22 protein-coding genes and 2 pseudogenes are annotated in these 20414 nt (G+C 62.0%); 8 read left to right on the forward strand and 16 right to left on the reverse strand.

Annotation, left to right across the window (positions count from 1 at the left end; translation table 11 throughout):
* The first annotated feature begins 108 nt into the window (after positions 1–108).
* Positions 109–540 carry a Ros/MucR family transcriptional regulator gene (locus PYR71_RS20040; protein ID WP_010060045.1) on the forward strand — a complete coding sequence of 144 codons (432 nt, stop codon included), beginning with the start codon at positions 109–111 and terminating at the stop codon, positions 538–540.
* A 367-nt stretch (positions 541–907) separates the two neighbouring features.
* On the opposite strand, the gene PYR71_RS20045 is transcribed toward PYR71_RS20040, so the two are convergent.
* Complete coding sequence (locus PYR71_RS20045) at positions 908–1330, reverse strand: SufE family protein (protein ID WP_064682317.1); 423 nt, start codon at positions 1328–1330, stop codon at positions 908–910.
* A gap of 419 nt (positions 1331–1749) precedes the next feature.
* Complete coding sequence (locus tag PYR71_RS20050) at positions 1750–2244, reverse strand: DUF5330 domain-containing protein (RefSeq protein ID WP_183915349.1); 495 nt, start codon at positions 2242–2244, stop codon at positions 1750–1752.
* A 452-nt stretch (positions 2245–2696) separates the two neighbouring features.
* On the opposite strand from PYR71_RS20050, the gene PYR71_RS20055 reads away from it, so the two are divergent.
* The 4 genes from PYR71_RS20055 (at position 2697) to PYR71_RS20070 (ending at position 7154) form a co-directional block, all read left to right on the forward strand.
* Positions 2697–4238, forward strand: coding sequence for a sensor histidine kinase (locus PYR71_RS20055; protein ID WP_275620597.1), 1542 nt, complete (start codon positions 2697–2699; stop codon positions 4236–4238).
* Positions 4210–5163, forward strand: coding sequence for a peptidoglycan-binding domain-containing protein (locus PYR71_RS20060; RefSeq protein WP_275620598.1), 954 nt, complete (start codon positions 4210–4212; stop codon positions 5161–5163). The genes PYR71_RS20055 and PYR71_RS20060 overlap by 29 nt, the downstream gene beginning before the upstream one ends.
* Before the next feature lie 131 nt (positions 5164–5294).
* Positions 5295–6743 carry a methyl-accepting chemotaxis protein gene (locus tag PYR71_RS20065; protein ID WP_275620599.1) on the forward strand — a complete coding sequence of 483 codons (1449 nt, stop codon included), beginning with the start codon at positions 5295–5297 and terminating at the stop codon, positions 6741–6743.
* A 60-nt stretch (positions 6744–6803) separates the two neighbouring features.
* The gene (locus PYR71_RS20070) at positions 6804–7154 is read left to right on the forward strand and encodes a DUF1491 family protein (RefSeq protein WP_010033104.1); all 351 of its coding nucleotides are present in this window, start codon (positions 6804–6806) and stop codon (positions 7152–7154) included.
* Here the strand turns inward: PYR71_RS20070 and PYR71_RS20075 are convergent.
* The gene (locus PYR71_RS20075; protein WP_275620600.1) at positions 7146–8192 is read right to left on the reverse strand and encodes a DUF2336 domain-containing protein; all 1047 of its coding nucleotides are present in this window, start codon (positions 8190–8192) and stop codon (positions 7146–7148) included. The two genes, PYR71_RS20070 and PYR71_RS20075, sit on opposite strands and share 9 nt — an antisense overlap.
* Before the next feature lie 980 nt (positions 8193–9172).
* On the opposite strand from PYR71_RS20075, the gene PYR71_RS20080 reads away from it, so the two are divergent.
* Positions 9173–9340 (forward strand): hypothetical protein, encoded by a 168-nt coding sequence (locus PYR71_RS20080; protein ID WP_275620601.1) that lies wholly within the window; start codon positions 9173–9175, stop codon positions 9338–9340.
* A 13-nt stretch (positions 9341–9353) separates the two neighbouring features.
* On the opposite strand, the gene PYR71_RS20085 is transcribed toward PYR71_RS20080, so the two are convergent.
* The 3 genes from PYR71_RS20085 to PYR71_RS20095 form a co-directional block, all read right to left on the reverse strand.
* Positions 9354–9902: a DUF1254 domain-containing protein gene (locus PYR71_RS20085; RefSeq protein WP_275620602.1), complete on the reverse strand. Its 549-nt coding sequence runs from the start codon at positions 9900–9902 to the stop codon at positions 9354–9356.
* On the reverse strand, positions 9895–10482 hold the full coding sequence (locus PYR71_RS20090) for a DUF1214 domain-containing protein (protein ID WP_183915337.1): 588 nt from the start codon (positions 10480–10482) through the stop codon (positions 9895–9897). The genes PYR71_RS20085 and PYR71_RS20090 overlap by 8 nt, the downstream gene beginning before the upstream one ends.
* A 159-nt stretch (positions 10483–10641) precedes the next feature.
* Complete coding sequence (locus tag PYR71_RS20095) at positions 10642–12825, reverse strand: transglycosylase domain-containing protein (protein WP_275620603.1); 2184 nt, start codon at positions 12823–12825, stop codon at positions 10642–10644.
* Between the two features lie 215 nt (positions 12826–13040).
* Between PYR71_RS20095 and PYR71_RS20100 the strand changes: the two genes are divergently transcribed.
* On the forward strand, positions 13041–13517 hold the full coding sequence (locus tag PYR71_RS20100; RefSeq protein WP_275620604.1) for a YcgN family cysteine cluster protein: 477 nt from the start codon (positions 13041–13043) through the stop codon (positions 13515–13517).
* Positions 13518–13523: 6 nt separating this feature from the next.
* Here the strand turns inward: PYR71_RS20100 and PYR71_RS20105 are convergent, their stop codons facing one another.
* Positions 13524–14084, reverse strand: coding sequence for a TetR family transcriptional regulator (locus PYR71_RS20105; protein WP_275620605.1), 561 nt, complete (start codon positions 14082–14084; stop codon positions 13524–13526).
* A gap of 89 nt (positions 14085–14173) precedes the next feature.
* Between PYR71_RS20105 and PYR71_RS20110 the strand changes: the two genes are divergently transcribed.
* Positions 14174–15088: an SDR family oxidoreductase gene (locus PYR71_RS20110; RefSeq protein WP_275620606.1), complete on the forward strand. Its 915-nt coding sequence runs from the start codon at positions 14174–14176 to the stop codon at positions 15086–15088.
* 153 nt (positions 15089–15241) lie between these two features.
* Here the strand turns inward: PYR71_RS20110 and PYR71_RS20115 are convergent, their stop codons facing one another.
* From PYR71_RS20115 to PYR71_RS20155, 9 genes and pseudogenes are all read right to left on the reverse strand, one after another.
* Positions 15242–16294 carry a fatty acid desaturase gene (locus tag PYR71_RS20115; protein ID WP_275620672.1) on the reverse strand — a complete coding sequence of 351 codons (1053 nt, stop codon included), beginning with the start codon at positions 16292–16294 and terminating at the stop codon, positions 15242–15244.
* Between the two features lie 291 nt (positions 16295–16585).
* Positions 16586–16732 (reverse strand): hypothetical protein, encoded by a 147-nt coding sequence (locus PYR71_RS20120; RefSeq protein ID WP_275620607.1) that lies wholly within the window; start codon positions 16730–16732, stop codon positions 16586–16588.
* A gap of 38 nt (positions 16733–16770) precedes the next feature.
* A pseudogene (locus PYR71_RS20125) lies at positions 16771–17188 on the reverse strand (hypothetical protein).
* A 75-nt stretch (positions 17189–17263) separates the two neighbouring features.
* Positions 17264–17464 (reverse strand): annotated as a pseudogene (locus PYR71_RS20130) (MFS transporter); the annotation flags it as partial.
* Positions 17465–17503: 39 nt separating this feature from the next.
* Positions 17504–17884, reverse strand: coding sequence for a VOC family protein (locus PYR71_RS20135; protein ID WP_183915325.1), 381 nt, complete (start codon positions 17882–17884; stop codon positions 17504–17506).
* A gap of 351 nt (positions 17885–18235) precedes the next feature.
* Positions 18236–19078, reverse strand: coding sequence for a transglutaminase-like domain-containing protein (locus tag PYR71_RS20140; RefSeq protein WP_275620609.1), 843 nt, complete (start codon positions 19076–19078; stop codon positions 18236–18238).
* A 27-nt stretch (positions 19079–19105) separates the two neighbouring features.
* Entirely contained in the window at positions 19106–19381 is a 276-nt protein-coding gene (locus tag PYR71_RS20145; RefSeq protein ID WP_275620610.1) for a DUF1488 family protein, read from the reverse strand.
* Positions 19382–19694: 313 nt separating this feature from the next.
* A complete protein-coding gene (locus PYR71_RS20150) occupies positions 19695–20030 on the reverse strand; it encodes a hypothetical protein (RefSeq protein ID WP_275620611.1) in 336 nt (111 codons plus the stop codon).
* Positions 20027–20290 carry a hypothetical protein gene (locus PYR71_RS20155; protein ID WP_183915320.1) on the reverse strand — a complete coding sequence of 88 codons (264 nt, stop codon included), beginning with the start codon at positions 20288–20290 and terminating at the stop codon, positions 20027–20029. Before PYR71_RS20155 ends, PYR71_RS20150 begins: the two co-directional genes overlap by 4 nt.
* Positions 20291–20414 lie beyond the last annotated feature (124 nt).

The following is a 20414-nucleotide window of genomic DNA, read 5'->3' on the forward strand; positions in this document are numbered from 1 at the left end:
TTTTCGAAACAGAAGATTGCTTCCTGTGCTTTTGCTGTTCGCTTCTACGAGGCGGGTCTTTGGCGTGACAGTCAAAGATCGTTTGAGCATGCTAACAGGAGAAGAAATATGACGGATATGGCGACCGGCAATGGGCCGGAGCTGCTTGTGGAGCTGACGGCCGACATCGTGGCGGCTTATGTCAGCAACCATGTTGTCCCGGTCAGCGACCTGGCGAATCTGATTTCCGACGTGCATTCGGCACTGAGCAACACGTCCGTACCGCAGCCCGCTGCGGCCGTCGTCGAAAAGCAGAAGCCTGCAGTCTCTGTCCGCAAGTCCGTACAGGACGAGCAGATTACGTGTTTGGAATGCGGCGGCAACTTCAAGTCCCTCAAGCGTCACCTGATGACGCATCACTCTCTCTCGCCGGAAGAATACCGCGAGAAGTGGGACCTGCCGACCGACTACCCGATGGTGGCGCCCGCCTATGCCGAAGCGCGTTCGCGCCTGGCAAAGGAAATGGGCCTGGGTCAGCGCCGCAAGCGCGGCCGCGGCTGAGCTTTTTCGAAAGCAATCAACGACAAAAGCCGGGTCTTGCGCCCGGCTTTTCTGTCTGTAACGCGACTGAGATTCCAAAAAACGCGAGCCGTTTTCGGGGGGCATTCTGTTCCGACTCATAATTGACAGCGGGAATCAGACTTTAGTCCGGGGAGGTCTGAAATCATCCTGCTCCTGGCGAGGAAAACGATCTTCCAGACTATTTCGCGCCGATCGGAAACGAAGCAGGTGAAGGCGGGATATAACGAGGAGCCGCATCTTATGCTTCGGGGTTAAGCATAGAATGTATTCCTGTACTATAAGTAAGTGTTAATATACTAAATTATACGGCGCTGCCACGCCGCGTTGGGGGCGAATCGAATCGCGTTCACGCCGCGGCGCGGACGTTCGCCTCTTCCCGGATTCTCCTCACCATCGAGCGCAGCCCGTTCGAGCGTTGCGACGACAGGTTCTCCACCAGTCCGATCTTCGAGAAGATTTCGAAGGCATCGAGCGCGGCGATCTCCGATGCCGGCTTGCCTGAATAGGTGGCAAGCACGATGGCGACGAGACCGCGCACGATATGGGCATCGGAATCGCCCTCGAAGCTCATGATCGGATTGTCCGGATCGCCCGACGTGTGCGTCACCAGCCACACCTGGCTGGCGCAGCCCATCACCTTGTTTTCGGAGGTGCGCTTTTCCTCGGCCAGCTCGGGCAACGCCTTGCCGAGTTCGATGACATAGCGGTAGCGGTCTTCCCAATCGTCCAGGAAGGCAAAGTCGTCGATGATCTGGTCGAGGGATGCCATGGAAAGCCTTTCACCATTGGCATGCCGGCAAAGCTGCACGGCAATTTTGCCTCCGGACATGCTCTAGTAATGCATATAGGTGAAAGACCGACAGATTTGAACCGTTAAAGCGCGTCGCGGCCTCTCGTATTTGCCCGTGCTTCTGTTTTTTTCTGTTTGCGCATGTCGCGCCGGACCCCGCTGCATTCTGTGCGTGATACGTTCTGAAAAGAAACGCCGTGAGTGATGGGCATCCTCACGGCGCAGCAAGATGCTGAATTAAACAGGGCAGGCACGTCAGGCATGGGCCATTTCCGCGTCATACGGACCACCGATGCAAGCTCAGGCAATTCCGGCGGCGAAGCTGTTTTCTGTACGGAATTGCGTCAACAGAATGGAGAAGTCGGAATGCGCTGCGGGCGGGCGCCCGCGCACTGTCGTCAGCTCGCCGGTTTCGGCGTCGGCAGCGGGATCGCGCCGGTTACCACCGTCTCGGGTGCCGTTTCATCGTCGACCGGCGGACGGTAGGGCATCGGCTGGTTGAGTGCAGCCTTTGCCTCGCGCACCTTCTCCTGGACGGAAGGGGCGGCGAGGGAGGGCAGGGCGGGTGCTGGCCGCTTTGCCGTTTCGGCAAGCCTTGCGGTTGTTGCCGGCTCGTCGCTGAACTGGCTGTCGAGCAGTTCATAAGCGACGTGAGCGCCCTCGCGGGCCCGGTAGCCGAGCGCCGTCAGGGTCTCGGCGCCCTTGGCGCAGACCTCGGGCTTTTCCGAGCACATGCCGGTCAGATAGTCATAGGCGCCGCTCGCCGCCGCAAAGGCGTCGGAAAGCTGCAATTGCGGGGCGCTGGCGAGCTTGTCGGAACCCTCCGTGCTGAAGACGGAAAGAAGCACGAGCACAAGGCCAAACCAGAAGGATCCTTTGATCAGAAACCACATTGTCGTTGCCCATCCTGTTTCCCGTCCGGTTCTTTTCGCCGAATCAGGCCGGTTGTCCGGTGTGGCTTTCACCCTATCGATAAGTTGCGAATGCCGCTTTTCGAAACTCGCGCGCATTTGCGGCAAATTTAATTCAAATTTTAGCGAAGCGGATTTGAGCTGCATTTAAGTCGAATGCGAGCGATTACCGTTAAGCATCAGGGCAGCACCTGCTTGCAATTGCAGGGCTTTTGGCCGCTCGCCTTGCCACAGGAGTTAACGTCGAGCTGAAATATGAAGGAATTCCGTTGCTTACCGGCTATTAACCACAAAAAGCAAAGGGGCTCTCGGATGCTTCAAAACGGGATTTTCTGCGCTTTCTGGCTGTGAACAGCGCTTTTGCCTTATCCTTTCCTTAAGTCGCGGGGGCCTATTGTCCGCATCGACAGACAGCCTTTTCGGGCGGGTATTGCGTGCGAGTATTGAGTGACATTGGCGGCTGGGTGACGGCGCTCGTAGACCGGGCGGCGACAAGCTGGCTTTCCCGGACGGGCGGCGGCGAAGCCGTGCGCCAGCGCGAGCTTGCGATTCTGCGGCGCCTCGTGCTGCTCTCCTCGGCCGCTCTCGTCGCCGCGCCCATCGCTCTTTCGGCAGTCACCAGCCCCGCCGTCGCCTTGCCGGCCGGCGTCGCCATGGTCTGCGCCGCCTTCCTCTTTTCCGCCGTCGGCAGCATTGCGCTCGCCCGCCAGGGCTCATCCGCCGGCATCGCCACGCAGACGGCCGAGGATTTCTTCCTGACCGTCACGCCCGGCCTCGTCCTGTTCCTCGATCCGCACGGCAGCGTCGCCACCATCGGCGGCCGCGACCGGCGCGATTTCCTCGCCTGGATGCGCGATCCTAAGGGCAGGGGCTTTCTTGAGCAGGTGCATGTCTCCGATCGGATCCTGTTCCTGCAGGCGCTCGATGGCCTGCGCCGCGGCGAGGATGCCGCAAGCGTCGATCTGCGTCTCGACCGGCCGTCCGTTTCGCGCGATCAGCGCCAGTTCGCTCACCTCAGAATGGATATGACCGCCCGGCACGATGCCGATGGCGAGCTTGCCGCCGTCATCGCTCAGCTGCGCGATGTCTCGGTCGAGCAGCAGCTGCGGGCCGAGGCGCAGAGCCGCGCGGCCGACGCAGAATCGGCAAACGATGCCAAATCGCGGTTCCTCGCCGCCGTCAGCCATGAGCTGCGCACGCCGCTCAACGCCATTCTCGGTTTTTCCGACATTCTGATCGGCGAATATTTCGGCAAGTTCGAAAACGACCGCCAGCGGGAATATGTCGGCCTCGTCAGAGAATCCGGCGCGCATCTGCTTTCCGTCGTCAACACCATGCTCGACATGAGCAAGATCGAAGCCGGCCGCTACGAGCTGATCCTCGAAGCCTTCGATATATCGGCCTCCGTCAGATCCTGCGAATCGATGCTGGCCTTGCAGGCCAAGAGCAAGGGCGTCACCCTGACGAGCCGGATCCAGCGCGGCCTCGGCGAGATCGTCGCCGATCAGCGCGCCATCCAGCAGATTCTCATCAATCTCGTCGGCAATGCGGTAAAGTTCACCGAGGCCGGCGGCGTCGTCTCCGTCGACGCGGCGGCCCGCGACGGCATCCTGAAATTGACTGTCAGCGATACCGGCATCGGCATTGCGGCCGACAAGCTGGCAATGCTCGGCCAGCCCTTCGTCCAGATCCAGAACGACTACACTCGCCGCTTCGAAGGCACTGGCCTCGGCCTTTCGCTGGTCAAGGGGCTGGTGGCGCTGCATGGCGGAAATTTTGCTATCGCCAGCCAGCCGGGCGAGGGTACGATCATCACCATCGAGATCGCGGTGGACGGTTCGGGCGCCAGGCGGGCCGAAGATGCCGGCCATGGCGCGACCGTCGAGTTTCCGCCGCGGCTGAAGGACGCGGTCAAAACAGGGGTAGAATTGGAAGAGGGGCTTTTCGATGGCCGTGCGCAAGCGAAAATCGCCTAAGGGAAAAAACCGACGGCAGCAGTCGGGCCTTGTCGTGTCGGGTGCAGCCGCTCTCGGCAGCCTCGGCCTGCAGGGAGCATCTGCGCTGGGTGGTCTCGGCCTGCAGGGCGCATCGGTGCTCGGCGGCGTCATCGGCCGCAATCCGTCGGTTGCCGGCGGCACCATCGCCTTCTTCGTCATCTTCTCATTCGTCGCGGCCAATGCGCTCTGGTATCAGCCCGGCCTGCATCCGCATCCGATTTTCCGCACCCGCGATCCGCAGTCTCCAAGTGTGCTCGGCGCCCGTCGCCCTGCCGAAGAGCAGCAGGGCGACGTTACCACCTTCCGGATCGAACGGCCTGAGGATGCCGCCACCACCAGCGCGACGCCGGCGCCGGCCGCACCAACTCAGCAGCCGAGCGAGCTGGTCATGGGTATCCAGCAGCAGCTGGTGCGCCGCGGTCTCTATAACGGTGTCCCTGACGGCATCATCGGCCCCCGCACCAGCGCCGCCATCCTCTTCTTCCAGGAGACCGTCGGCATGGCGCAGACCGGGGAAGCGACACCGGAAGTGCTGGCGGCACTAAAAACCGACGCTGCCGGCCCTTCGACCGTGCCGGTGGAAAAACCGCGTGAGGACGTGAGCTCGAAGGCGGCGGCGGAAGACCCGGTGGCCGCCGCCATCCGCAGCGCCGAAAAGACGGTCAAGACGGCGCCACCAGCCGCAAAGCAGCTTCCTTCAAGCGAACTCACCGCTGTCGACCTGGTGCTGAAGATCCAGAAGGGTCTTTCCAACATGGCCTATGCCAATGTTGGCGTCGACGGTGTTGCCGGTGAGCAGACCCGCGCCGCCATCCGCCACTTCCAGAAGCACTACAACTTGCCTGAGAACGGCGAGCCGAACGAGGCGGTGCTGAAGAAACTCAAGGAAATCGGCGCGATCTGAAGCATGGCGCGCCGCCTGCGGCAGCAAGCTTTGCTCGAGACGGCTACAACCTAAGTCTAAGAGGTTGTTGCCGTTTGCAACTTATTAACCATGTTGATCGAAGCTTTGCCGATTGAGGGGGAACGTCGGTCATGCATGCACTGAAGGCAATAGACGATCTGGCCGCAGAACCGGTAGTCGAAGCGGAAGGCCCGGATCGCACGGCGTTGCACCACATCCTGCAGCGCCTCGCCGAGGAGGCTTCGACGCTCGGCATCGATCTCGTCGATATCGCCGGCGCCATTCAGGACATGGCGGCGATGTCGGCCCGCCATGCCTCCGCCTTCGATCATGTCACCAGCACCGCGCTTTCGATTGCCGAAACCAACCGTTCGGTCGCCTTGTCGCTGCGCGAGACCGACCGCACTGCGGCCGAAGCGCGCCAGATGCTGAAGGAATCGGCCGACCGCCTGTCCGGCTCCGTTGCCGAGATCGGCCACATGGTTCAGTCCTCCAACGTCATCGGTGCCGAAATCACCGGCTTTTCGAAGTCGTTGGCCGATGTCGACAAGATTGCCGACGAGATCAGCACCATTGCCCGCCAGACCAACCTCCTGGCGCTGAACGCCGCGATCGAGGCAGCGCGCGCCGGCGATGCGGGCAAGGGTTTTGCCGTCGTCGCCGCCGAGGTCCGGGCGCTTTCGCTGCAGACGTCGAAGGCGACCGGCTCGATCCAGGACACGCTGGACGAATTGCGGGTGAAGATCGACCGGCTGTCGGTGGTTGGCGGCGATGCGCGTGAGAGTGCCGCTGGTGTGCGCGACAAGTCGGAGGCGATGCGCGGCGCCTTCGAAAGCATGGAGCATGTCATCACCCGCATCCTCGACAGTTCGACCGTCATGGCCAACACGACTGAGGCCGTCGACCAGCAATGCGCCGGTTTCGTCGAGAAGCTCAGCGAGGTGTCGGGCGAGGTCGCCGGTTCGAATATCAGGCTGCAGCAGGCTGCAAAACGGGTCGACAGCGTCGTCGGTCTCTCCGAAATCCTGGTCCAGCTGACGGCGAGCGCCGGGGTGAAGACCGCTGACAGCCGCTGGATCGAGGAGGCTCAGTCGGTGGCAAGGCAGATATCAGGCGCATTCGAACGGGCCGTCGCCGAGGGGCAGATCGGCCTCGACGCGCTCTTCGACCGACGCTATCGGCCGATACCGGGCACCGATCCGGCGCAGATGATGGCCGCCTTCACCGAACTAACCGACCGCCTGCTGCCGCCGATTCAGGAGCCCGTGGTTGCCCTTGACGAGCGCGTCGCCTTCTGCGCCGCAGTTGACGAAAACGGCTACCTGCCGACCCATAACCGGAAATTCTCGCAGCCGCAGCGGCCGGGCGACGGCGTCTGGAACACCGCCAATTGCCGCAATCGCCGCATCTTCGCCGATCGTGTCGGCCTTGCCGCTGGTCGCAGCACCGCGCCTTTCCTTGTTCAGACCTATCGGCGCGACATGGGCGGCGGCAATTTCGCAATGATGAAGGATATTTCCGCGCCGATCACCGTGGGGGGCCGCCATTGGGGCGGATTGCGGCTGGCGGTCAAGGTCTGACGCATCGTCATTATTTGCCTGCGGATTGCCGATGCCGACGCGCCGGTCTATACCGCGCCGATGAGATTACGCGCCGACATCTTCGTTTCATCCCTGCTGCGCCGCGTCTTCGCCAGCGGCGATTTCGCCGCCGTCGAGAAGAAGGGGGCGGAGGAGGCCGGTGCGATCTTCATCCGCCAGCACTTCCGCGACGGCCTGGAAACACTCTATGCGCCGGCACCGCAGACCGCCTTCGGCGAAGACGAGATCCGCGATCGCCTGTTCGAAATCCGTCTTGCGCGCAGCGAGCCGGAAGCGGTGCGGGCAATGCTGGAGCGCGAACGCCGCTTCGACCCCGATCTCTGGATCGTCGAGCTGGAGGCGGAGGAACTAGGCGACATGATCCCGCTCGCGCGGGATGGCTCAGCGTGACCGTCGTCCGAGCACGCGCATATCGCGCTGCACCGGCGCCTGGCGGACGAAGCGGTGGCTTTCCGTTTCCGCAAGCGCAGTCGTCGCGGCCGCCTCCGGCTTGTAGGTGTAGCGGTCGGCGCGCCGCCAAGCCTCTACCCTTTCGTGGCATTCTTCCGGATCGAGCGCATCGAGCGCCATCCAGGCGCGCGTGACATTGTGCTGCTGTTCGGCCAGGTGCGGGTAGAACCGTTCCAGCACGAAGACGGCGTCGAGAAAACCCATACCGAGGCTCGTCAACGTCGTGGCGAGCTGCTGGCCCGATAGGTCGAGCATGATGCGTTCGGCAAGCCAGCGGCTGGCGGAAAGCGCATCGGCGAGCGCGGTTGCGAAATGGTTTGCCTCGCGCGAGCGGGCAAAGCGCACCAGCAGCGCCTCCTGAATGTCGGTCAGCGTGCGCAGGCCGAGCCGGTCTTCGTCCTTGCGGCCGAGATGGCCGGCAAGGTCGAGAATGCGCTCGCGCAACGCCTCTTCATTGGCGATGCGCTGTTCCTCCAGCGCTTCGGCCTCGCTCTCCGCCGAGGCCGGCGACAGCGGCACGGCCTCCGATTCTGTGATCGGTACTGCGGGGGGCGCGGGTCGCGGCTGGGTCTGGCGCAACGCCACCAGCGCGTCGATGACCTTCGGCGACAGCGAGTCGCGGCTGACGATCGCCTTGACATGGGCTGCGCCCTGCATGCGCGCAATGGTGATCAGCGTGTCGTCGGCAATGGCCTTGGAGGCGGCAAGAAAGGGTGCGGCGATCTCGATCGGCTGATTGCCGATGAACAGCGCCACGGCTGCCGGCATCGTCGGGCATTGGGAAAGGGCGGCGACCGCCTGGCGCTTGGCCTCGTCGGAGGAGGCTTGGAACAGCGGTGTGAAAAGCTCGGCGAATTGGCGCAGTTCGGATCGCGTCGGATGAGACAGGCTCTCGAAACTGCTGACAGTCGCCATTAACACCACGTCCTTTTTCCTGACGGCCAACGGGCCCTCGAGGTCTCGAAACCGGTCACGCACATGCACACCCTGAAAACGCAGAACCAAGGGAAACCGTGGACCGACAGCGCTGGCGGGACGCCTGTCGGACCGCACGGATGTGAACAAATCCTACATCGGTACGGTTAATGCATGCTGAAGATTTTATTAAAATGCAACAGAAATATACACGTTTGGCGTGTTGCCGATCATTAGCCGACAACAAGAATCCCCTTGCTCTTGAAAGGCTGATGGGTGGTGTCCGATCGCTGTTTTGACCGCCGCGACAGTTAGCCTGCTGTCGTGGTGCGCGGCGTGAAGCAGCTTTTGCACGGCCGTCTTCATCGGTCCGGTGCAGATCGTGCGGGGTGCCGCAGGCGGCATCGTCAGGCCCTCGCTGCTGATATGCCGTCGAGCGCCGCAGCCATCGGGACCCGTGATGTCGGGGTCGTCGGACAAGAAAGGGGAATCAACGTCGAGGCCTGCTGCCCTTCGCTACCAGTCGAGCCGGGAAGATTCGCGGTCGGCGATGACTGCAAACCGCGATCCGATTGAGGGTGGATTGAGGTCGATGCGGGCTGCGACGCAACGAATGTCGGCCTGCCGCATATTTGCAACACTTGTAATGCTGCCGGCCCCCGGGTCGCCGCAGCATTGTCAACTCTATGAATTATCTTTAATTTTATCCTTCGGCGGGTGTCCGGACCCGCGCGCAGTCGGGATGAAACCAAATTGGCGCTTCGCGCGTTGAAGAGGAAGTCACGGGAACTGTGTTTGGCAACCGCCGAATATTAGTAAACTGTTAACTGTCATGTGTCTCAATTCGGACAGGAACGACGCGATTTGAATGTTTGGATCGTTGAAACTCCGCATCACGGTATTTCAGTCAGGTGCCGTGGGAAAGGCGCGAATGCCCTCGGTTCGGTGATGCCGACACCGCAGGACGCGCCGGCCCGCAGATTGGCGGGCAGGGTGAAATCCATCGCAAGTTCATCCGTCTCGGGCAGTGCATGGAGACGAGAATGGCAATAGTAGTCGCATTGGCGGATCGGCGACCGCGGGCGCCGCGTCCTCAGGACAAGGAACCCCGCGAAGCCAAGATACTCTGGTTCACCGGTGTCCGCTATGAGCGGCTGGCCGAGAGCCCCCGACATGACCCGGCACCTGCGCCGCGCGCCAGCAAGAAGTAACGTCCGTTCAACCTCAGCGGGCGCTAAACTGCTCGCAGCCGGCTTCCGTCAGGAAGTTCCGCGCCGCCTCATCGAAGCTCGCCTGCGGCGCCAGCGTCCGCAGCACGGCGTAACCATCCGGCCGTACCATTTCCACCAGGATCGCCTGTTCCAACTCCGGCGGCAGGTTCTTGCGCAGGTCCGTCAGCTGAATCGGACCGCCCGCCAGCACATCGAGCGCGCCGCCGACCGAAGTCCTGTCATTCATGCTGAACACCTCGTTGGAGGCGCTGTCGTAGATGGCGATCGACCAGAAGGGCACATTGCCCTTGGCGGTGAAATGCACCGGACCATCCTCGACATCGAAGGAGCAGACGGCGGTGCGCACGAAGGGATCGCCATTGGCAAGCCCCGCCTCGTCATACTGGTCGTTCAGCAAGTAGAAATTGTTGAGGTCACCTTCCGCCTCCACCCGGGTCGCCGCGTCCCTGCCGGTGAAATGCGGCAGCGAAAGGATAATGACCAGGTGCAGAAGCGCTGCGCCGAAAAGGCCGGTCAGGATGGCGAAAATGATCCTAAGCATTGCCGCATCCGGTCTTTGTGAGCTTGGGCATGGCGAGGTCGATCACGCCGGAACTGCCGGCCGTTGGCGTATCGAACAAGGTCAGCACCAGCCGGAAGGTGCCGGCCTGCGGCAGGGCCAGCCAATTGCCCGGCTGGGCGACGGCGGAGATCTCGATCGAGAAGCTGCTGTCAGGCTGGCGCAGCACTGTCCAGGAGTTCAGCGCTGAGGGAAGTCCGGACTTCACCGCCGCCGGATTGCCGCCATTGTCGGCGGTAAAAAGCGTCCACAGCCGGGCGGGCGGGGTCTGCCCGCTGATGCGGTAGCGGCAACCGGCATTCAGCCGCGCGCCGTCGTCATCGACGCTCGCTGTGAAGGTCAGCCCCTCCGCACTGCCGTAAAGCAGCTTGCCGGCGCGAGCCCGGTGCGATTTGGCATAAGGATCGGCATCAACCGTCTGCAGCGCCGGAAACGCCTCCCAGGCGCCGAGCTTGATTGCCCCGAAACCCTGCGTCGCATCCAGCGCATACAGCGAAATCATGATCCCGCCGCCAAAGGCGACGATGAGCGTGATCAGGATGAAAAGGGGGAATCGAAACACGTCACGACCTTGGAAACCATATCGGGTGAAAGGGTTACCACTGATTCTGGCAGGGTGGAAAGCCATGCGACGACATGGGCGCCGATCTGCCTGGGTCGCAGGACATGAATGTCTGCGATTTTGGTGCCGACCCGAACAAAAGCGATATCCATGCAGGTTCTACTCCGCGCTCGCTACCTTCTGCGGGGTGAGCGGGGCGGCGTCCTTCAGCTTTTTGCCGAGGTCTTTCAGAATATTTGTCGATTGTACCGAGAGCATGCGCGGCCGGATGAGCTGCGGCAATCCGTCCTGCGGCTTGGCGGCGGCGGTCTTGGCGACATCCTTTTCGGAGGGCAGGGGGTCTTCGACGCCGGGGATGGCGCGCAGCGTCACGCCCTGATGGGCATAGTCCATGGCCCGCTTGAAGGTCATCGCCGGCAGCGAGCCGCCGGTCATGTTGTTGGTCGAGGTGTAGTCGTCATTGCCGAACCAGACGGCGCACGTGTAGTTGCCGGTGAAACCGACGAACCAGGCGTCGCGATAGGCCTGGGTCGTGCCGGTCTTGCCGGCGGTCAAAACGCCGTTGTCGAGAGCCGCCTTGCGCGCGGTGCCGACATAGGGAACGCGCGACAGCATCTGGTTCATATAGGCATCGGCCTGTTCCGACAGCACGCGTTTGGGCGCCGGCTCGTCACGGTCGAAGTCGTAGAGCACATCGCCTTCGTAATCGAGGATCTGGCTGATGCCGTGGCGGCGCGACTGGTAGCCGCCGGCCGGGAAGGTGGCATAGGCTGTCGCCTGGTCGAGCACGGTCACCTCGGAGGTGCCGATCGGGATGGTGACATCGTCGCGGATCGGCGTTTCGACACCGAGGTTTTTCGCCATCGCCCGGATCGGCTGGATGCCGAGTTTCTCCTTGGCGAGCCGCACCGGCACAGTGTTGATCGACTGGGCGATCGCGGTCTCGAGTGTGATGCGGCCGACATAGCGGTTGGCGTAATTGTGGGGGCTCCAGTTGCCCCAGTAGATCGGCGCGTCGACGATCGTCGTCTGCGGCGTCATCCCGCTCTCCATCGCCAAGGCATAGGTATAGACCTTGAAGGAGGAGCCCGGCTGGCGCAGCGCCTTGGTGGCGCGGTTGAACTGACTTTCCCCGTAATCACGCCCGCCGACCATGGCGCGCACGGCGCCGCCATTCTCGATCATCACCATGGCGCCCTGCTTGGCGTGGTAGGCCTCGCCATATTCGCGCAGTGACGTCTCTACCGAATCTTCGGCCGCCTTCTGGATGCCCATGTCGATCGTCGTGCGCACGATCAGCGAATGCTGGTGGAAGCGCGGCGAAAGCCGCTGCACTTCGTCGAAAGCCCAGTCGAGGAAGAAATCCGGCGATTCCACCTCGTTGCGGTCGACAACGGTGGCCGGATTGCGCCGGGCGGCGATCACCTGGCCCTCGGTCATCAGCCCGCTCTGCACGAGATTGGTCAGCACCTCGTTGGCGCGAGCGCGTGCTGCCGGCAGGTTGACATGCGGCGCATATTTAGCCGGCGCCTTGAAGAGGCCGGCCAGCATGGCGGATTCGGCGAGGTTCACGTCGGTGATGTTCTTGCCGAAATAGAATTGCGCCGCTGCCGCCGCGCCGAAGGTGCCGCCGCCCATATAGGCGCGGTCGAGATAGGTGGAGAGGATTTCCTTCTTGGAAAGGTTGGCCTCGAGCCAGAGCGCCAGGAAGGCTTCGGTGACCTTGCGGTCGATCGAGCGCTCGTTGGAGAGGAAGAGGTTCTTGGCGAGCTGCTGGGTCAGCGTCGAGCCACCCTGCACGACTTCACCGGCCTGAGCGTTGGTGACCATGGCGCGAAAGAGACCGATGGCGTCGATGCCGAAATGGTCGAAGAAGCGCCGGTCTTCGGTGGCGAGCACCGATTTGATCAGCGAATCCGGTAGTTCGTCGATCGGCACGGAATTCTGATGGATGACGCCGCGATGGCCGATGACGTTGCCGTAGCGGTCGGTGAAGGTGACGGCGAAATCGCCTCGGTTGCGCCAGTCCTCCTTGGTCGCTTCGAAGGCCGGCTGGGCAAGCACCAGCATCAGCACCGCGCCGACGGTGCCGAGGGTCAGCCCTTCGCCGGCCAGTTCGAAGACCACGCGCTTCCAGCCGCGCACGCGGAAACGGCGAAAGAAGATAGTGGTGTCTTCCCAGATCTCGGCGGCGCGGAAGCCGGCGTTCCAGACGGTCGAATCGATCCATGAATCGATGCGCAGCAGAATGTGACGGCTCTTCGCCGGCCGCCTGCCGGGGTCAGTGGCCTGTTTTTCTGTCTCTTTTTCAGGCCCTTTTTCAGGCTTGTCCGGATCCTGCACGTCCTGTATTCCCGCGTGATCGCGCCTGCCTCATGTCCGGCAGCCGGAAAGCGGCGAAAGCGCGAGGCCCGATGGGCTCGAAAAGCTCTCCGATACCAGGAGAAAGTTCTCCGGTACCAGGAGCATGCTGAAGAATTGATTGATTTTGTGGCGGATAACAAGAGAGTAGAGCGGCGGTCACGCGAATTTGCGGCCGCTGTTGCAAGAAACGAACGATGAACGATCTGCCCTTCTGGAAGACCAAGACGCTGGCCGAAATGACCGCCGCCGAATGGGAAAGCCTTTGCGACGGCTGCGGCCTCTGTTGTCTCAACAAGATCGAGGAATGGGATAGCGGCGATATCTATTTTACCTCGGTCAGCTGCAAGCTGCTCGACAGGCAGAGCTGTCGCTGCTCGAGCTATGAGAACCGCTGGGATTTCGTGCCGGACTGCGTGCAACTGACCAAGGAGAACGTGCCCGAAATCGCCTGGCTGCCGCCGACCTGCGGCTACCGGCTGATCAACGAGGGCCGCGATCTCTACTGGTGGCATCCGCTCGTCTCCGGTGACCCCGAAACGGTACATGCCGCCGGCATTTCCGCCCGCGGCCGCACGATCAGCGAAACTGAGATCGATATCGAGGATCTCGAGGATTACGTCGTCGACTGGCCGCTGACCGTCGGCGAGGCGAAGGACGTGAAAGAGGCGTAAGCGGGTTTAGGCTTTCACCGCGGCGAGAAAACGCCGCAGTTCCGCCTCCACATAGGCGGCCACCGGCCCGTCTGCGCTGAAGCCCCACCAGGTCAGCGAGCCCTGCCATTGCGCCAGCATCAGCCGGGCGATCGTCTCCGGCGCTTGCGCCGATGCAAAACAGCCTGCGATCGCCGCCGTCAGTGCCTGTCCCCAGGCCGCGCCCCGGGCGCGTAGCACCGGATCGCGGAAGTCTTCGCGCAGCAGCAGCAGTCCCTCGCCATAGGCGGCGGCATTGTCGCCGTAATCCTTCGACAGGGCGACGAGGAGGGCGACGGCGCCTTCAGAAGTTTTCGGTATGCTTTCGGCAAGCCTTGCCGTCTCCGCGTCCAGCCGATCCCAGGCATATAGCAGCGCAGCACGCAGCATCGCGGCCTTCGTCGCAAAACGCTGCACCAGCGTCGAGCCGGACAGGCCGCTCGCCTTCGCCACTGCCGCAAAAGTCGCGGCATCCGGCCCTTCAGCTTGGATCAGCGCCAGCACCATGGCGAGAAGCTGCTCATCGGACAGCGTGCGGCGACGCGGCATGAAATTCCCCTTGCATTCAGTCTATTTATGAACGAGCATTCGTTTATATACAATAGGCGATTTTCGGTTCTTACGCGGAGGATGGCGAAATGACAGCGGACTTGCGGGAGAAAGTGGTTTTGGTGGCGGGTGCGACGCGCGGTGCGGGCCGCGGTATTGCGGTGGAACTCGGCGCCGCCGGCGCAACGGTTTATGTGACTGGGCGCACGACGCGCGCCCGTCAATCCGAATATGCCAGGCCGGAGACGATCGAGGAGGCGGCCGAGCTGGTGACGGCGGGGGGCGGCAGGGGCATTGCCGTGCAGGTCGATCATCTGGTCGCCCATGAAGTCGAGGCGCTGGTCGCACGCATCCGGGGGGAAACCGGAAGGCTCGATATTCTCGTCAACGACATCTGGGGCTGCGAGAAGCTGTTCGAATGGGACAAACCCGTCTGGGAGCATTCGCTGGACAAGGGGTTGCGCATGCTGCAACTCGGCATCGAGACGCATCTGATCACCGCCCACTACGCGCTGGCGCTAATGATCGAACGGCCGGGCGGGCTCTTGGTCGAGGTGACCGACGGCACGGCGGAATACAACGCCGCGCATTACCGACTGTCGCCCTTTTACGACCTGGTCAAAACAAGCGTTATACGCATGGCCTGGGCGCATGCCCAGGACCTGGCGAAACACGGCGCCACCGCCGTCTCGATCACCCCCGGCTGGCTGCGCTCCGAAATGATGCTGGATACCTATGGTGTCAGCGAGGCGAACTGGCGCGACGCGACGAAGGTCCAGCCGCATTTCGCCATTTCCGAAACGCCGCGCTTCGTCGGCCGCGCGGTGGCGGCCATCGCCGCCGATCCCGATCGCGCCCGCTGGAACGGCCAGTCGCTGTCGAGCGGCGGGCTAGCCAAGATCTACGACTTCGATGACATCGACGGTTCCCGGCCGGATTGCTGGCGCTACCTGGTGGAAGTGCAGGAACCGGGCAAGCCGGCGGATGTGACCGGCTATCGATGAGCGCCTTCAGAACAGGGTGACTTAGGCCCGGACGGCCTGATGCAGGTCGCCCGGCAGTGTGCGGCGGTTCCGGGACTACGACATGCATCAAAACAAAGGGCTAAAGCGCGTCGCGTGAATCAAATTTGATGCGAAGCGCTTCGGCGTCATGCTCTAGCTGGCGGCTCTGAGCCGCGCCACGTCACGAAAAGACACCAGCCGCCTCGTCTGTTCGTCCCAGAGCACGAGCTTGACGCAGCGCAGGCTTTCCATGAGCGTGATGCGGCCGATATCTGCCAGCTCGGGATGGTCCCTCAGCACCTCCGGCAGCCGATAATAAGGCACCCGGCTCGCCAGATGATGCACATGGTGGATGCCGATATTACCGGTGACCCAGCGTAGAATCGGCGGCAGGTCGTAATGCGAAGCACCGTGAAGCGCCGCATGCTGGAACTGCCAGTCAGGTTTCTTCGACCAGTGCGTTTCCTCGAACTGGTGCTGGACATAGAACAGCCAGACGCCAGCGGCTCCTGCCAGAAGCACGATCGGCAGGTGGACCAGCAGGAAGGGAACGATCCCACCCGCCCAGATCAATAAGGCGGCGGCCAGAGCGATGGCAAGGTTGGTCGCCATGGTCGAGATCCAAGGCAGGGGGCCGGAGCGCATCATGCCGAAGGGCAGGCGCTGCTTGAAGATGAACAGCCATGCCGGCCCGATCCCGAACATGACGGCTGGGTGCCGGTAGAGCCGATAGGCAAGCCGCCGCCGGCGGGACAGCGCGTTATATTCGGCGATCGTCAGTGTCTCAATGTCGCCAACGCCGCGCTCGTCGAGGTTTCCGGCAGAGGCGTGATGTTCCGCATGCGCCCGACGCCAGTAGTCGTAGGGCGTCAGCGTCAATATGCCGATCGTGCGCCCGACCCAGTCGTCGAGGCGGCGGCGGGCGAAAAATGAGCCGTGGCCGCAATCATGCTGGATCATGAACAGCCTGAGCAGGAAAGCGGCCGCCGGAACGACGAGGATCAGGCCCGGCAAAAAGCCGTAACGAACGGCCGCCCATGCGGCGGACCAGAGCAGCGCAAAAGGAATAGCTGTGACGGCCAGTTCAAAGGCACTGCGTGTGGCCCTCGGCTGGCGATATCCTGCGAGGATCTTCAACCAGGCTTTTTCGGCGAAAGGTGCCGACGGTGCCGCAGGTTTCTGCGGATTTTCACAAGGCTCGTCCAAGGCGACAAGCCGGATTTCCTCGCTCTCGAAGCGGTGCGCGCGTTCGATCACGAAATATCGTCGCAAAAGGCTGCGACGCTCGACGGATCGCAGAGGCGGTTGATTATTTGAAGAGGAGTCATGCTCTGTGGCACCTTCCGGCTTTTCGAAAAAACGATCATCGCTGATCCCGCGTCCTGGCAGGACGCGCTGTCGCTTTTAGCCACACATCACTCATTACGCAAATCGATCCCGGCTTGCGTCTGTCATGGAGGCGGCGAGGGGCGATTCATCCGAGGGCCCGATGCGAGCTTATTTCTTGGGCGCGCTGCTTCCGTGCGGAGCGGCCTGGGTCGCGGCCTTCATCTGGCCTGCGAAGGTGGCTGCCATCTTCGGCGCCAGCTTGTCCTTCTTCGGTTTGCGAGCCTCGCGATTGCTTCTCAGCTGACCTTTTGCCATCGATCGATCTCCTGTTCAGACGAATGCAACGCGCGTTTTCAGGTTCGCGCGCCGGGTTTGAGGTTTGTCTTGCGCCTGTCGCTGGGCAATCCCTGGATCGCATAACGGTCGTAAACCGGAGTGACGGGTTTCGGCGGCGTTTTCAGCTTGCCGAAGTAGTGTTCGAGCGCCTGCGAAAGCATGGCGGGCGACGTTACGCCCTCCTGAAACAGCTTGATCAGCAGCATCGCTGCGACATTGCAGCTCTTGCCGTCGTCGGGAGCGATCCTAGCCTCGTAGCCCGCATTGTCGAGTACGGACTGAAGCATGTCGAGATCGGACGAGGTCAGGTATGGCTTTTTGGAAGTGGAAGACATCGGTCCTCCTTTCGTCGGGGCGAAGGTATTCATATCCCTCAGTCGGCAGCGCCCGTTCAATGCCTGCCGAGGCGAAACCATGCGCCTTTCGCCGAGGCAAGGCAATGGGATTCTTGCTGTGAATATTCGTTTTTGCTTATGAAGAGGCCGCACCGATAAGGTGCGGGTGCAACGGTCATTCCTCCGCCTGATAGGTGGGCCTCCGGACGGCCGAGGTCCTCGGACCTGCGGCTGCAAGCAGGGTGATGGCGATCGCAAGCAGCGCCACGAAGGCGACGCCGGAGACATATGGGTCCCAGCCGAAATTCGGCGCGGCGCCGAACACCGCCGAAGCGGCCGCCAGCACGATGCCGCCGCCGATCTGGAAGGAGGCGAAGCGGTTTTTCGTTCGGAATTGCTGGAAATTCGGAGCCCGCTATATCTCACCCTTGTGGAAATAGGCTTCGAGGCGGTAGCCATCGGGATCGATGACGAAGGCGGCGTAATAGAAGCGGCCGTAATCCGGCCGGATGCCCGGTTCGCCATTGTCGGTGCCGCCGGAAGCGATAGCCGCCGCGTGAAAGGCGTCGACAGCGGCCTCGTTCGGGGCGACGAAGCAGAAATGCAGCCCGGACTGCATGTCGGCGACAACGGGATGCTCGGCCTGTATCACCCAAAGGCCGACCTCCTCCGGGCCGTAGCCGATCACGCCATCGGAATTGGACAGACGCTCGTACCCGAGCGGCTCCAGCGCCGCATCATAGAAACGGCGGGCTCTTTCGAGGTCTTTGACGCCGATGGAGACATGATCGAACATGAACTGCGAACTCCCTAATTCGGTCCCGAAGGACTGCTCACATGAAAGATGGCTCGACGCCAAGATTTTTCAGCAGCTGTTCTGAGGCATGTCACAGGATCGCCGGCCATTCCGGCTGCGCCTATGACCAGTGTTTTCATCTGACGCGGTCCTCACCCGAAGATATCAACGCCCGCTCCCAGTGCAAGTCGGGCTGTACCGGCAATGCCCTAATTAAGACAAGGCGAGCGACGCTGTCACGCGATTTTCGGGGCGGAGTTCGGGTCAGGGCCATATGGGATGCAGTGCTGCCACTGCGGTCGTCAGCGGCAAAGCCGCGCTGGACATCGCGCCGCATCCGCCCAGGCCCGGCTAAAAAGCTCCCTCAGCGGCGCTTGGCATCTGCTGCAGGTTTGTCACCTCGTAGGTCCAGACTCGAAACGCCTTCAGTACATGTGGTCCGAACGAGTTGATGAGCGGGATGTCGGCAGCGTCGCGTCCACGCGCGACGACGATACGACCGATCCGCGGCGTGTTGTTGCGCGGATCGAATGTATGCCATGCACCGTCAAGGAAGACTTCCATCCAGGCGCTGAAGTCCATCGGGTCGACGACGGGAATTCCGATGTCACCAAGATGGCCATTGATATATCGGGCAGGAATGTTGAGGCAACGGCACAAGGCCACCGCGAGATGCGCAAAGTCGCGACAGACGCCGACGCGTTCGTGGAACGCCTCGAAGGCTGTCCGGGTCGATCGCGCCTGCATGTAGTCGAACTGGATATGGCCTTGAACGAAGTCGCAAATCGCTTGAACGCGGCCCCAGCCCGGGGAGACGGTGCCGAACATGTCCCAGGCGATTTGACTGAGCCGATCCGTCTCGCAATAGCGGCTGCCCATCAGATAGACGAGACAATCATCCGGCAACTCCGAAACCGGGAGTTCCCTCGCCTCCGGCAGCGATCTGTCCAGCTCGCCGTCGTCTTCGATGGTCGCATCGCCCCATATCGTCAGATCGCCCGTCGGGGCAACCAGCCGAAGGCAGCGGTTGCCGAAAAGGTCGCGATAAGTCGATGTGGGAACACCGGGCGTGGTGAACACCGTTTCCGGAATTCTGATGTCGGCTGCACGATCCTCATGGACCGACAACAGACATACCAAGGCAGTCGGCTGCGGGCAGGTCAAGGTAATTTCATAGCCGTAACGGATCAACATGGAGCGTTCTCGCGCGTCCGGATCCGCCTAGCGGAAATCCGCCGCAGTCAGAGTAGAGGAGGTGCGGCGGCGGCGGGAGTAGGCTTTGTGTGCTGCGTCAAGAATGGAGGTGCGCAGGGCGTCGAAAGACGAAAGCCACCTCGTTTCCGAGACCCCGCTGCTTTGCAATGCGGTGTCGGATTTCGCCAGAGCGCCAACCTCGACAAAGAACAACACCTCGAACATCCCGTCATGGCCGACAAAGCGCACAGCATTTCTGGCCGTATCGAAGCTGCGGCTTGGATTGAGAAAGGCTAGCGCCATGGTTGAACCGGCGGAGTCTCAAGAGCACTCCCGGCAGCGTTCGACAGTCTGATCCACTCCCTCCGGTATCCTATGTTGAGAAGATTGAAGGCCACCATCTCGTTGCCGGCCTCCGCTCGGCTCCCGCTGATTGCGGCGTGGTCCGCGTGTGCCGGGAGGCTCGCAGAGGCATGATAGACGGTCGAAGAACGGATGCGCACGATCCGGCGGTCGCGTTCGATGTCCATGGAGTAGCGGCCGGGGGCGCCACCCTTGTTTACCCATGCCCCGAGTGCAGAGGCATTTCGTCGTTCAGTTTCGTCACCATGGCTCTTCACGATGTCAACCTTCCATCTTTCGGGCCGTGGCCATGGCCAAACGTCCTCTCGATCAGTGTTGCGCCGCTGCCGGCGGGCGATAGATTTACCGGTTCCAGGCTATCCTCCGTCGCAACCCGCTCATGACGCTCGTCGTCACTGCGAATGCGGTATTGCGGTACATTGCCTCTCAGAGGCAGCGTTGCGGTAATGCGGTATACTTCGGGAAGCTTGGAGTGAACGACCAAGAACCCGTCCTTCAACCGGACGGTCTGCCCCACCTTGAGGATGTGTGTTGCTGCCTCGCGTCGGATCGAGCGTCCACTGCGTTGCGGGATGCGCGTTGCGGTCATAATTGCTGGTGGTCCTTTTCGAGTGCCGTTTCGAGATCTGATGGTTGGATGGGCATCATCTGCTGCGTCGAACTCTGCGCGGCGATCGCCGGCAGGTGGATGAAGGCGCCGACCCGCATCCAGGCGAGCCTGGAGACGCCTTCGATCAATTCCTCATCGTAATCGATGCGGTATTCTCCGGCTGGCTGTGCCTTATCGAAACCCGGCAGGCGGAATGGAGATGAAAAACGGACGACGGTTTGTGTGGTGCGACTTGTCATGGCTGAGGCCTTCCCAGGAATACGCCGATGCGTTTCCTGTACCGTTGAAATCCGAACCGGACGAACGCGACGCTGCAGGTACATCCGCGGTTAACGCCAGGTTCATCCGGATCGGAACAAGCGA

This window comes from Rhizobium mulingense (genome assembly GCF_029194105.1).
GTDB classification, from domain to species: Bacteria; Pseudomonadota; Alphaproteobacteria; order Rhizobiales; family Rhizobiaceae; genus Rhizobium; species Rhizobium mulingense.